Annotated in this window: 13 protein-coding genes; 5 read left to right on the top strand and 8 right to left on the bottom strand. The window is 59.4% G+C overall.

The genetic code is table 11. From position 1 onward, the window contains the following. Together GKZ68_RS04525 and GKZ68_RS04520 are read left to right on the top strand one after the other, a co-directional pair. Positions 1 to 951 (top strand): hypothetical protein, encoded by a 951-nt coding sequence (locus tag GKZ68_RS04525; RefSeq protein ID WP_173111173.1) that lies wholly within the window; start codon positions 1 to 3, stop codon positions 949 to 951. A gap of 87 nt (positions 952 to 1038) precedes the next feature. Continuing rightward, the gene (locus GKZ68_RS04520) at positions 1039 to 1740 is read left to right on the top strand and encodes a Sir2 family NAD-dependent protein deacetylase (RefSeq protein ID WP_173111170.1); all 702 of its coding nucleotides are present in this window, start codon (positions 1039 to 1041) and stop codon (positions 1738 to 1740) included. Positions 1741 to 1792: 52 nt separating this feature from the next. Here GKZ68_RS04520 and GKZ68_RS04515 read toward each other — a convergent pair whose 3' ends face one another. Next, a complete protein-coding gene (locus tag GKZ68_RS04515) occupies positions 1793 to 2488 on the bottom strand; it encodes a TIGR02117 family protein (RefSeq protein ID WP_173111167.1) in 696 nt (231 codons plus the stop codon). A 62-nt stretch (positions 2489 to 2550) separates the two neighbouring features. Between GKZ68_RS04515 and GKZ68_RS04510 the strand changes: the two genes are divergently transcribed. Further along, positions 2551 to 2964 (top strand): hypothetical protein, encoded by a 414-nt coding sequence (locus GKZ68_RS04510; RefSeq protein ID WP_217275310.1) that lies wholly within the window; start codon positions 2551 to 2553, stop codon positions 2962 to 2964. A 10-nt stretch (positions 2965 to 2974) separates the two neighbouring features. Here GKZ68_RS04510 and GKZ68_RS04505 read toward each other — a convergent pair whose 3' ends face one another. The 6 genes from GKZ68_RS04505 to GKZ68_RS04485 form a co-directional block, all read right to left on the bottom strand. Then, positions 2975 to 3964: an aldo/keto reductase gene (locus GKZ68_RS04505; RefSeq protein ID WP_173111164.1), complete on the bottom strand. Its 990-nt coding sequence runs from the start codon at positions 3962 to 3964 to the stop codon at positions 2975 to 2977. 131 nt (positions 3965 to 4095) lie between these two features. Next, positions 4096 to 5031, bottom strand: coding sequence for a DMT family transporter (locus tag GKZ68_RS04500; RefSeq protein ID WP_173111161.1), 936 nt, complete (start codon positions 5029 to 5031; stop codon positions 4096 to 4098). A 14-nt stretch (positions 5032 to 5045) separates the two neighbouring features. Further along, complete coding sequence (locus GKZ68_RS04495) at positions 5046 to 5447, bottom strand: Uma2 family endonuclease (RefSeq protein ID WP_254244164.1); 402 nt, start codon at positions 5445 to 5447, stop codon at positions 5046 to 5048. After that, positions 5348 to 5647 carry a Uma2 family endonuclease gene (locus tag GKZ68_RS21895; protein ID WP_254244163.1) on the bottom strand — a complete coding sequence of 100 codons (300 nt, stop codon included), beginning with the start codon at positions 5645 to 5647 and terminating at the stop codon, positions 5348 to 5350. Before GKZ68_RS21895 ends, GKZ68_RS04495 begins: the two co-directional genes overlap by 100 nt. Positions 5648 to 5723: 76 nt before the next feature. Beyond that, entirely contained in the window at positions 5724 to 6191 is a 468-nt protein-coding gene (locus GKZ68_RS04490; protein ID WP_173111158.1) for an SMI1/KNR4 family protein, read from the bottom strand. 87 nt (positions 6192 to 6278) lie between these two features. Beyond that, on the bottom strand, positions 6279 to 8558 hold the full coding sequence (locus GKZ68_RS04485) for an aconitate hydratase (protein ID WP_173111155.1): 2280 nt from the start codon (positions 8556 to 8558) through the stop codon (positions 6279 to 6281). Positions 8559 to 8755: 197 nt separating this feature from the next. On the opposite strand from GKZ68_RS04485, the gene GKZ68_RS04480 reads away from it, so the two are divergent. Both GKZ68_RS04480 and GKZ68_RS04475 read left to right on the top strand, forming a co-directional pair. Further along, positions 8756 to 10066, top strand: coding sequence for a peroxiredoxin (locus tag GKZ68_RS04480; RefSeq protein ID WP_173111152.1), 1311 nt, complete (start codon positions 8756 to 8758; stop codon positions 10064 to 10066). A 180-nt stretch (positions 10067 to 10246) separates the two neighbouring features. Then, the gene (locus GKZ68_RS04475) at positions 10247 to 11698 is read left to right on the top strand and encodes a M48 family metalloprotease (RefSeq protein ID WP_173111149.1); all 1452 of its coding nucleotides are present in this window, start codon (positions 10247 to 10249) and stop codon (positions 11696 to 11698) included. A 53-nt stretch (positions 11699 to 11751) separates the two neighbouring features. Here the strand turns inward: GKZ68_RS04475 and GKZ68_RS04470 are convergent, their stop codons facing one another. Continuing rightward, positions 11752 to 12666 carry a hypothetical protein gene (locus GKZ68_RS04470; RefSeq protein WP_173109573.1) on the bottom strand — a complete coding sequence of 305 codons (915 nt, stop codon included), beginning with the start codon at positions 12664 to 12666 and terminating at the stop codon, positions 11752 to 11754. Positions 12667 to 12694: the final 28 nt, after the last annotated feature.

Here is a 12694-nt window from a genome sequence, read left to right as displayed (position 1 = left end):
ATGTGGCAGCTACTCAAGCCCCTTCGCCTTTCGCGGCGCGCCTGGCTAGCCGGCTGGCTCCTGGCCCTGAGTGTCGGTGGGCCGGTCCTGGCTGGCCCCAATACCGGCACCGGGCCGACAGGCCGGTTTTCGCGGGCCGTGGTGGAAGTGGGCCAGCCCCTCGACTACGTGCTGAGCTACGCCCACGACCCGGCCGAGGAAGTCGTTTTTCCCGATTCGCTGGCACCATTCGGCACGTTTGAGTACGCGGGGCGGCACTGGCTGCCTACCCGCACCACCAGCGGCCGCAGCCTCGACCAGGCGGTGTATCACCTGCGCACGTTTTCGCTGGCCCCGGTGCAGAGCTTGCAACTGCCGGTGCTGCTGCTGCGCGGCACCGCCGACACGCTGCGCCTGCTGCCAGCCGTGGCCCAGGTGCGCCTGCACCGGCTAGCTCCCACCCTCTACACCACCGATGCAGCCGGGCCGCCCACCCTGCGCACCACCTACCAGGTGCTGCCCCTGGCGCCGGCCTTCAACTATCCATTCTGGCTGGCCGGGCTGGCCGGTGGGCTAGCCCTGGCTGGCGGCGCCTGGGCCCTCTACGGCCGGCGCTGGCGCCAGCGCTACGGCCGCTACAAGCGTCGCAAAAACCATCTTTATTTCCTCGCCCAGTTTGCCCGCAATGCCGAGCGCTTCACGCTCTCGCGCTCGGCGGCGGTGGTCGAACGCACGGTAGTGCTGTGGAAAAACTACCTTTCCAGCCTGGAAGACACCAACCTCAACTCACTCACCACCAAAGAGCTGACTGAGTATTTTCACAACGACGAGGACGTGCGCCGCGCCCTGCGCGCCACCGACCGCGTCGTGTATGGCAACCTACTCAGCGAAGATGCCCAGGAAGTAGATGCGGCCTTTCAGCGCCTGCGCGATTTTGCCGAGCGGCAATACGAGCGAATTTTTACTGCCTAGCCAGTACCAACCAGTTATCATTGCTTCGCAAGCGCGCAATGACAAACGATTATTGCTTAGTAGTCTCATGCTCTGCCCATTTTCTCTATGCCTCACCTTGTAGTACTCACCGGCGCCGGCGTGTCGGCCGAAAGCGGCATTCGCACCTTCCGCGATACGAATGGCTTGTGGGAGGAGCACCGCATCGAGGACGTGGCCACGCCCGAGGCGTTTGCCCGCAACCCGGCGCTGGTGCTCGATTTTTACAACAAGCGCCGCGCCCAGGCCCGCGAGGTAGCGCCCAACGCCGCTCACCTAGCCCTGGCCGGCTTCGAGGCAGCACCGGGCTGGACGGTCAGCATCATCACCCAAAACGTGGACGACCTGCACGAGCGCGCCGGCTCCAGCCAGGTGCTGCACCTGCACGGCATGCTCAATAAAATGCGCTCGGTGCAGAATGAAAACACCGTTTTTGATTGCCCAGGCGACATTATGCTGGGCGACCTGGCGCCCGATGGCGGCCAGCTGCGTCCGCACATTGTGTGGTTTGGCGAAATGGTGCCCGCCATCGAGGAAGCCGCCGAAACAGTAGCCACGGCCGATGCGCTGCTGGTGGTGGGCACCTCCCTGCAGGTGTATCCGGCCGCCGGGCTGCTGCACTACGCCCCGGCCGGCTGCCCGGTCTACGTCATCGACCCGCACCAGCCCGAGGTGAGTGGCCGGCGCGGCGTGCGCTACGTGGTAGCCCCGGCCAGCGTAGGCGTGCCGCAGGTGCTCAAGGAGCTAGCGGCCAGCAATGAGCAGAAATAATCGTTTGTCGTTGCGAGCGCAGCGCAGCAAGGACAAACGGATTTAGCCAGAGTTACTTCCGATACTGATACAGAATACCCGTGTCGAAGGGTGTCCAGAGGCTGGCCTTCTGGCCGCTGACTTTCAGGCCCCTATTGGCCCAGGTGTTGCAGGTGTTGAGTACGCTGTAGCGGCTATTGGCCTCGTAAAAGGCGTCGTGGTCGGCGTAGCTGTGGCCGGGTATCCAGTTGAAATTGCCGGCCGCGTCGCGCTGAAAGCTCTTTTGAATGTAGGCAATGAGGCGGCGGTATTGCGTGGGCGTGAGGCGCAAGGGCACGCACTGGGGGCTAGCCACTAGGTCGGCCTCGTGGTAGTAGGTAGTGTGCATGAGCGTGGTGCTCAGCCAGAAGCCTGCCCGAATAGCCGTGCGCGGCTTCAGCTCGGCCCAGGTGGGCGTTTCGAGGTAAAAGCCCTTATCGCCCCAGCCGATGCCTACGAAGTGATAGGTAGAGTCGTGCGCCTGCGTATTGGAAAAAGGCAGCTGCTCGCTCCAGTCGATGAAACTGCTTTTGACGGGCACCACCAGGTCGGTGTGCACGCCATTGGAGTGGATGAAAAGCGGCACCGTCGCGGCTTCGGCAGTGGTTTCGGCCGCCACCGGAATGCGCGAAAGCACCTGGGCCACGCCCCAGTACGCGGCCACCGCGCCTACCACAGCACCGACCGAATAAGCCGTTATTTTAAGGGTTTTGCGCAGCAAAGGCGACATAAGCAGGAGCTAATTTTACGGGCTAGTACGCAATTCTGCCAAAAGTAACCCGCCCTGTTTCCATGCCCTCGCAGCCCGACGAAGAAATTTACGCCATCCCGGCCAAGTACCGCCAGATGGAAAACACGCATATCCTATTCTGGCTCATCAAGGATATCAGCTGGTGCATGGTCTGGAAAACGCTGGGTATCTTAATGATAGCGCCCACACTGGGCATTGCGCTGGTTATTGCCTGGCGCACCCGCGCCCTCAAGTCGGAGCTGGCGCATAACCTGGCCATCGTATTCTGGATTACGGCCAACTCGTACTGGATGCTGAGCGAGTTTTTTGGCTTCGACACCGTCCGCATCGGCACCCTCACCGATGGCAAGCATCTGGCTATCATTCCCTTCGGCATCGGGCTAGCCATCCTGGCCTACTACTACCTGGTGCAGAAGCCCCGCGAAACGCAGGCGGCGCAAGTGGCTACGCTGTAATGCACGTCAATTACCATAGCTGGTGCACCTGCGACCGAATCATCCGGTCATAAACGTCGCGCACGGCCGCCATCTGCGCAGCAGTAAGGGCAGGCTGCTGCTCCGTTTGCAGATTGGAAGTCAATTGCTCGGGGCGCGAGGCGCCGGGAATAATGCAGCTCACTTCCGGAAACATCAGTATCCAGCGCAGGGCTAGCGGGGCTAGCTGCGGCTGGTCGGGAAATATTTTTTTCAACTCTTCCACGGCGGCTAGCCCCGTAGCGTAGTCCACGCCCGAGAAAGTTTCGCCCTTGTCGAAGGCTTCGCCGTTGCGGTTGAAGTTGCGGTGGTCGTCTTTATCGAAGTGCGTTTGCGGCGAAAACTTGCCCGTGAGCAGCCCGCTAGCCAGCGGCACCCGCACTATCAGGCCCACGTCGCGCCGCGCCGCTTCTTTGAACAGTAGCTCGGCCGGGCGCTGCCGGAACATATTGAAAATTACCTGCAACGTGGTTACATTGGGGTATTCGATGGCCTTTAAGCTCTCCTCTACCTTTTCCACGCTCACGCCCAGGTTCTGGATTTTGCCTTCTTGCCTGAGCCGGTCGAACAACTCAAAAATCTCGGGCCGGTAATAAACCTCCGTAGGCGGGCAGTGCAGCTGAATCAAATCCAGCGTTTCGAGTTGCATGTTGCGCAGGCTGTCTTCCACAAAGCCGCGCAGCGCCGCCGGCTGGTAGGCCTCGGCCGTGTGCGGCTGCAAGCGCCGGCCGCACTTGGTAGCCACGTAGATGCGCTCGCCGGCGCGGCTGCGCACGAGGCGGCCCACGGCCTTTTCACTTTCGCCGTCGCCATACACATCGGCGGTGTCGATGAAGTTGATGCCCGCGTCCACGGCGGCGTGCAGGATGCGGTCGGCATTGTCGTGGCTGAAGGGTTCGCCCCATTTGCCGCCCACCTGCCAGGTGCCGAGGCTGATTTCAGAGATGGAAAAGCCGGTTTTGCCGAGCGTGCGGTGATTCATAGTCAGGAAGGAATTGCAAAGAAGTTGCTTTGCTAACTCAAAACCCACCGCTAGGTTGCACGCGGCAAGTGTGTTTGGTACAAATCAGGAATCCGGCTAGGTTACTTCTAGGCGCACTTGCAAGGCGCAGCTCAGGCGGCTGCGGCTACGGCCACGGGCCGCTTCCAACTCAGCAGCAACACGCCAAAAACGACCAGAATTGTCCCGCCAATCTGGGCCGCAAAAATGGGCTCCCGCAAAAAGAAATGCGCCTGCGCTATCGTCGAAATTGGCCCGATACCGCTAATAATGGCGACATTATTAGCCCCGATTCTTTTTAATCCCTGCGAAATTAAAAACGAGGGCAACACGGTAGAAAAGATGGCTAGCCCCAGCCCATACCCCCACAGCGCCCGGCCCGACGCAAGTAATTCGCCGTGGCCCACCAGGGCAAAGTGCCCAAAAATACCCGCCGTAGCGGCCAACATCGCATACGCCGTAAATTTAGTAGCGCCCACCAGCGGAATAATTTTCCCGCTGCCCGCGATATACATCGAATAGGTAATGGCACACAAAAACACGAGAAAACTCCCCAGGTATAATCCGTGCCGGCCCGGGTCAATAGTTAATTCGCCCGCGTAGGCAATGCCAATGCCGAGATACGTGAGCAGCAGCGCCCATTTTTGAGTACCGGTAATTCGCTGCTTGAAAAAAACAGCGTTAATAAAAACCACGAAGCTAGGATACAGAAATAATATCAATCGCTCCAGTCCCGCCGACACGTATTGCAGCCCCATAAAATCGAGCAGGCTGCTCACGTAGTAGCCCAGCACCCCTAACAGCAGCACCAGCGCCCACTGCGGGCGCGTCATGCGCACATTGTTTTTCTGGCTCGACATAAACAGCGCCACGCCTGCATAAAACGGCAGCGAAAACACCATGCGCAACGTGAGCAGCGTCAGCGCATCGGTGTGCGTAGCGCCAAAAGCCAGCTTAACGAGTATGGCTTTGGTGGAGAATAGAACTGCCCCTAGCAAGGTAATAACGAAGCCGGCCAGGGGCACGGCCGAGCGGATTGGGGTAGGCATTAACACGGTCCGCACTAGCCCCGGCGCAGTGGCCGGAGGTCAAGCACGAAGCCGGGTAGCTCAGGCGCCGCGCTAATTTCTTGATTAAAGTCGGCCACTTCGACCGGGGCTTGATTGGGGCGGTAGATGGTCGCCTTTTCAGCCTCCGGGTCGAGCAGCAGGGCCAGCTGCACGCCGTTGGCCAGGTAGTCTTCCATCTTGCGGCGCAGGGCGGCTAGCCCGTCGGAGGGCGAGCGCACTTCTACCACAAACTCGGGGCAGACCGGCGGAAACTTCTGCCGCTGGGCTTCAGTCAACTGCGCAAACTTTTCCTTGCTCAGCCACGCCGCATCGGGCGAGCGGATAGAGCCATCGGGCAAGGCAAAGCCCGCTGACGACTCGTACACGTAGCCCAACTGGTGCTGGCGATTCCACAACCAAAGCTGGCCGTAAATTTCTCCTGATTTGCGGCTGGATTCTGAACCGGCGGGGGCATGGCAATGATATTGTGGTCGGCGGTGCGCTCCAGGCGCAGCGTAGGGTTGTGCTGGCAGAGGTCGTAAAACTCCTCATCCGTGAGCCGGGCCAGGGCCGGACCTTGCAGCAGCAACTGGTTGTCGAGGTCGGCGAAAGTCATAGTAAGAGCATGTCAAAAATATCTTAAATTATCAATTTAAATAAAATACTATGCATGATTTATCATCTCAAGTAGTTCATGATTTTAAAAGGGGTAGGCTATCGTTTGACCAGTCGTAAAGACCACCTGTTCCATAAATACCCGCAAGCAAAAAACGCTCTAAGAACTCAGCTAAAGAATGTGTCATGAAAAGCTTCCTCTCTTCTGAATCGGGATAAAAAATAGAATAAGGCGAGGATTCATCAAGCCCTACTTCAACGCCCCATAAATCAGAATAGATTAGGTACTCGGCAAAATAGCATTGATTATTCGTCTTGGTCGTACAACTCCAATCGTCCATTATTTCTTCTAATGGAATTATTCTGAACAGGTCTTCATCAGATTGAAATCCATTGCTAAAAGAATAAAAACATTTAAAATCACGTGGCAATACCAATCTAGTTTTTGCTTCAAAAGTATCGAAGAGTTGCTGGATGGCTGCTGGATAAGGGGTGATGTCATTTGGCCCATTTTTTATTCTAGCAATTATCTGCTCTATGTTCATAACTCAGACGCTCCGTTAAGAAATACAACCCAAAACGGCCGCCCCGGTTTCCCGAGGCGGCCGTTAAAGTACCTAGCAAAAGCGAAACTACGCCGCTGCGCCGCTCTCCTGCATCTTGATGAGGTTCAGGGCCGAACCAGCCTTAAACCAGCCGATTTGGCCTTCGTTGTAGGTGTGGTTGACGGTAATGAGGTCGGTGTCGCCGTCGGCGTGGCGCAGGCGCACTTGCAGCGGCTTACCGGGAGCGAAGCTCGTGAGGCCGAGGATGTCGATTTGGTCGTCTTCCTCGATGAGGTCGTAGTCGTTTTTGTTGACGAAGGTAAGGGCCAGCATGCCCTGCTTCTTGAGGTTGGTTTCGTGAATGCGGGCAAAGCTTTTCACCAGCACGGCGCGCACGCCGAGATGGCGGGGCTCCATGGCGGCGTGCTCGCGCGAGCTGCCTTCGCCGTAGTTCTCATCCCCTACCACGATGCTGCCAATGCCCATGCTCTTAAGCACACGGGCGGCCTGCGGCACGGGCACGTAGGGTGAGCCCTGGGTGGCGCTGTCCTTCACGGCGTTAGTTTCGCCGGTGTAGGCGTTGGTGGCGCCGATGAGCATGTTGTTGGAAATGTTATCCAGGTGGCCGCGGAATTTCAGCCACGGGCCGGCCATGCTAATGTGGTCGGTGGTGCACTTGCCGAGCGCCTTGATGAGCACGCGCAGCCCGATGAGGTCGGTACCTTCCCAGGGCTTGAAGGGCTCCAGGAGTTGCAGGCGGTCCGAGTTGCGGTCTACGAGTACCTGCACGGCGCTGCCATCGGCAGCCGGAGCCTGGAAGCCAGCATCTTCCACGGCAAAACCGGCCGGGGGCAGCTCGACGCCGGTGGGCTCGTCAAACTTCACATTGCCGTTTTTGCCGGGCAGCGTGTCGGTGAGAGGGTTAAAGGTCAGGTCGCCGGCGATAGCGAAGGCAGTTACGATTTCGGGCGAGGCCACGAAGGCGTGGGTGTTGGGGTTGCCGTCGTTGCGCTTGGCGAAGTTGCGGTTGAAGCTCGTAATAATCGAGTTCTTGCGCTTGGGGTCGTCGGTGTGGCGGGCCCACTGGCCGATGCACGGGCCACAGGCATTGGCCAGCACTACGCCGCCCATCTCGGCGAAGGTGTCGAGTAGGCCATCGCGGGCCACGGTGTAGCGCACCTGCTCCGAGCCGGGGGTAATGGTGAACTCGGCGGCTACGTGCAGGCCCTTATCCACGGCCTGCTTGGCGATGCTAGCGGCGCGGGTAATGTCTTCGTAAGACGAATTGGTGCACGAGCCGATGAGGCCTACTTCGAGCTTCTCGGGCCAGCCGTGCTCTTTTACGGCGGCGGCAAACTGCGAAATCGGCCAGGCGGCGTCCGGCGTGAACGGGCCGTTCACGTAGGGCTCCAGCGTGTTGAGGTCGATTTCGATGAGCTGGTCGTAGAACTCGGCGGGGTTGGCGTACACCTCGTCGTCGGCGCGTAGGTGCTGAGCTACGCCCTTGGCCAGGTCGGCGATGTCGGCGCGCTCGGTGCTGCGCAGGTAGTCGCCCATTTTCTCATCGTAGGCAAAAACTGAGGTCGTGGCCCCAATTTCAGCACCCATGTTGCAGATGGTGCCTTTGCCGGTGGCGCTCAGGCTTTCGGCGCCCTCGCCGAAGTACTCTACGATGGCCCCGGTGCCGCCCTTCACGGTCAGGATGCCGGCTACTTTCAGAATCACGTCTTTGGCCGAAGTCCAGCCGCTCATTTTGCCGGTCAGCTTCACCCCAATCACCTTCGGGAATTTTAACTCCCAGGGCATGCCGGCCATCACGTCAACGGCGTCGGCGCCGCCTACACCAATGGCAATCATGCCGAGGCCGCCCGCGTTAGGGGTGTGCGAGTCGGTGCCAATCATCATGCCGCCGGGGAAGGCGTAGTTTTCGAGCACCACCTGGTGAATAATGCCCGCGCCGGGCTTCCAGAAGCCGATACCGTATTTATTGGATACCGAAGCCAGGAAATCGTAGACTTCGCGGTTTTCGTCGTTGGCCACGGCCAAGTCTTCGGTGGCGCCATCCTTGGCCTGGATGAGATGGTCGCAGTGCACGGTGCTGGGCACGGCGGCAGTGGCCTTGCCGGCCTGCATAAATTGCAACAGCGCCATCTGGGCGGTGGCGTCCTGCATGGCTACGCGGTCGGGGCGGAAGTCGACGTAGCTAATACCACGCTGGTAGGCTTCGCTTACCTGGCCACCGTAGAGGTGGGCGTAGAGGATTTTTTCGGTGAGCGTGAGCGGGCGGCCAACGGCCGTGCGGGCTGCTTCGATGCGCGAGCCGAGGCCCGCGTACACGGCCCGAATCATATCAAGGTCAAACGCCATAGGAGGGAGAGTGGGTTGTTAGCTTAGGCGCAAAAGTAACTTCTATTTCCTGTCATTGCGAGCGCCGCGCCGGGGAGTTTCGTTTTTGTGGCCTTGCGCGAACGGTGGTTCCCGCAGAGGACGCGGAGGTGCGCTGAGTCGTTCTTTTTAGAACCAATGGGCGGCGGTGCTAGTTTTGGCCGCTCTACCTTGATTTTATGAAATCTCTCAGCTTTGCGCTGCTGGCGGCTACGTTGCTGGCCGGCTGCAATTCCTCCACTACCTCTAACTCGGGCGAAGCGAGCGCTGTCTCGGCTGCCGCGCTGCTCACGCCCGGTCCCTGGCGCGGCGAGCTAGCCACGCAGGGCCAGAAAATCCCGTTTCTGTTTGAAGTCAAGACGGAGGCTAGCCAGCCCGTAGTCTACCTCATTAATAAGGGCCTGAACGGCGAGGAGCGCCTGCGCTGCGAGGAAATCTCGGCGGCCGGCGACTCGGTGACCATTCGCATGCACGTGTTTGACGCGGCGCTGGTGGTGCGTGCTGATGGCAAGGACAAGCTGCAAGGCACTTGGGTGAAGTATGACAGCAAGATGCCGTACCGGGTGCCGCTGGTGGCGACGGCCGGGTCAGAAACTGACACGGTGAAAAGTATTTACAAGCGTATGCCGCTTGTTGGATTTACTGGAAACTGGCGCACCACCTTCCGCGACGACACTGGTAGCAGTTATGAAGCAGTAGGTGTTTTTGCAGAAAAGCAGCGAGCAAATCCTCCGGTTCATCCAGACCAAAATCTGACTGGAACATTCCTGACTACTACTGGCGACTATCGTTACCTCAGTGGCTATTCGGGGGAGAAATCGCTATCCCTTTCGACTTTTGACGGTAGCCATGCTTTCCTATTCACTGGTAAAAAGCAACCTGATGGCACTATAAAAGGCAACTTCTACTCCGGCAAATCGGGCCACGAAACCTGGACCGCCACCCTCGACCCCAAGGCCAAGCTGCCCGATGCCGACACGCTCACCTACCTGCGTAAGGGCGAATCGCGGCTGAATTTCAAGTTTCCGAGTATCGTGGCGGGGGCTAGCATCTCCCCTACCGACCCCAAGTACAAGGGCAAAGTGGTGGTGCTGCAAATCCTGGGCTCGTGGTGCCCCAATTGCATGGATGAAACCAACTACCTCGCGCCCTGGTACGAGCAGAACAAGGCGCGTGGCGTTGAGATAATCGGCCTGGGCTACGAGCGCAGCCCCGACTACCAGCAGGCGGCTAGCCGCCTGCTGAATATGAAAAAGCGCTTCAACATCGGCTACGACCTGGCCGTGGCCGGCGTGTCGAACAAAGACTCGGTAGCCAAGTCGCTGCCGCAGCTGGCGAAGTTTCTGGGCTTTCCGACCACCATTTTTCTGGACAAGAAAGGCGTGGTGCGCAGCATCCGGACGGGCTTTTCGGGGCCGGGTACGGGGCAGTATTACGAGGAGGAAAAGGCGCATTTCAACCGCACCATAGACAAGCTGCTGAAGGAATAAACCCGCCTTTTCACACGCAACCTTCACCTTGTAGGGCCGTTTTAAGCGGCACCATCCGGCCTGTGGATGGTGCCGCTTTCTTTGCTGGCCAGGTGCCAAGTGCAGAACAACGCAGCGGAGCCTACTGCTAGTTGGCCCAACAATTGAATGTGACTGCCCATTACCTACTTTTTCCCCACCATGTCTGCATTTCCTCGCCGTTCTTTGCGCCCTGCTGCGTTGCTGCTGCTCCTGCCGCTCGCCAGCGCCATGCCACCGGAGCCGCGCCAGCCAGCCACCAAGCATGCTACTCTGGCAACGCCTTCGCAGGGCGCCAAACCAGACCCGCAGGTTATTGCGCAATTTGGCCTGTATAATAATCCCAGGCTGCAAGCCTACATCACGCAGCAGGGCAAGCGCATGACAGCCATCTCGGACCGGCCCGGCGACTATGGTTTTACCATTGTCGACTCGCCGGTTATCAATGCCTTTGCTACGCCCGACGGGCACGTGTATTTCACGCGCGGCATCATGGCGTATTTTAATGACGAGGCGCAGTTTACGGGCGTGCTGGGGCACGAGCTGGGGCACATTACGGCGCAGCACGGCAAAAAACAGCAGCGCAACAATACCATTGCCGGCATTGGGATGTTGCTAGGCCAACTTGCGGCTCCCCGGCTTATGCAGTCCATTGGCGGAGTTGTGCAAGAAGGCGTTGGCCTATGGATGCTTAAATACAGCCGGGGCGACGAGAATGAAGCTGATGGCCTGGGCGTCAAGTACTCGACCAAAATCGGGTACGATGCCTCGCATATGGCCGATTTCTTTCAGACGCTGGAGCGTACCGAGCAGCAGAGCGGCAGCAGCGTCCCGCCGTTTTTATCGACTCACCCGAGCTCGGCCGACCGCTACGTGCGCGTAAAAGGCCTGGCGCAGCAAGCCAAGCAGGCCTCGGGCCGGTCTACGTTTGTTGTGAATCGTGACAGCTACCTGCGCTCTATTGAAGGGCTACCGTTTGGCGAAGACCCACGCCAGGGCTTCGTTCAAAACAGTGTCTTTTATCACCCCGACCTGAAGTTCCGCTTCCCGATACCAGCGGGCTGGAAATCGCAGAATTCACCCGACAAGTTTCAGATGGCCGAGCCCAACGGCAAGGCGCTGCTGGTCTTTTTAGGAGTACCCGGTAACTCGTTGGATGAGGCCGGCCAAACCCTGGCTAAGCAAATCGGCGTCACGCCCGGCAACGCGCAGCGCACTACCATCAATGGCTTCCCGGCGCTCGTGTTTGAGGGCGACCAGCAGGCTTCCCAAGACCAACAAGCCACACCGGCCCACGTGCAAAGCTTTCTTATTCAAGACGGCAAGTCAGTATTTGCCTTCGTGGGGCTAGCCACGGCGGCTACGTTTGGCACCTACGCGCCGCAGTTTGCCAGCACGGTGCAGGGCTACCAGCGCCTCACCGATGCCAGCAAGTTCAACCGCCAGCCCGAGCACATTCACATCCGGCAGGCCAAAACGGTCACTACGCTCTCGCAAGCCCTGAGCGCCAACGGCGTGCCCAGCAAGCGCCTTGAGGAAGAAGCCATCCTCAACGGCATGCAGCTTACCGACCGCCTGCCGGCCGGTACCCTCTTCAAGGTGATTGGGCAATAAGCTGTCATTCCGTCAAAAGGCCCGTTCTGCTGAGCAGAACGGGCCTTTTGACTTTACTTACCGGCTAGCTGCGCGCTGGTTTTGAGAGTAAACGTCTGGAAGGTGTCGCCGCCGCGGTAGGTGCGCATGCCGCCGCCGTAGCCGCCGCGCATGCCACCGCCGTAGCCACCCATGCCGCCGTAGCCGCCCATGCCACCACCCTGCGGGCCTACTACGCTCATATCAGACTGCTGGCTGCCGGGCGCAGGCTTGGGCTTTTGGCCGGCCATCCACACCCCCACGGTGGCCACGCGGCCGCCCGCCAGGTCGGGCACGCGGCGGTAGAGCAGACGCAGCGGCACGGCCAGCTCATAAATCAGGTTGTTGCGGGCATCGAGGCCGATAGCGGCCTTCACGCCGATTTTAGCTTCTGAGTCGGTTAATACCGGCTCCTTGCTGCCCCGATAGTTGAGCAATTCCATCTGGTTGGCCCCGGCAATAATGCCCCGCAGGCGGGTGAGATGGTCCTCTTGGCGCTCGGCGGCCGTGGGGCCCATCGCCCCGACGGGCCGCTCGGCCGGCGCTTTAATGGTGCTCAGGTCGATAGGCAGCGGAAACTTGACCCCCAGCTGCTGCTGGTTGCGGCCAGTCGAGTCGAGCCACACCACCATGCCCAGGTACGCCATTTTGGCCTGCGTGGGCATGTCGGCCGCCTTTAGGCGCACATACACCGTGCGGGCATCGTTGAGCACTTCATACTGCAAGTGGCTGTTAGCATCGTACTGCAACGAGTCGGTCCACTCCGTGGCTTTGCCGTCGATAGTGGGCGGCGTGGCCAGGAAGCGGCTCGGCACCTTGCTGGCTACCACGGGTTTGGCCGAACTGGTGCCCGCTGCTTTGTCCGAATCGGTGGGTACCGCTTTTTGGGCGCACGACCCTAGCCACGCGGCGGCCGGCAGGGCTAGCAATAGAACCTGAGAAATACGCATAGTGGAGCAGGAAGAATAAAGCACAAAA

Source organism: Hymenobacter sp. BRD128, assembly GCF_013256625.1.
Classification (GTDB): domain Bacteria; phylum Bacteroidota; class Bacteroidia; order Cytophagales; family Hymenobacteraceae; genus Hymenobacter.
Note: the sequence above shows the minus strand (reverse complement) of the source record. Positions and strands in the feature narration are given on the sequence as shown.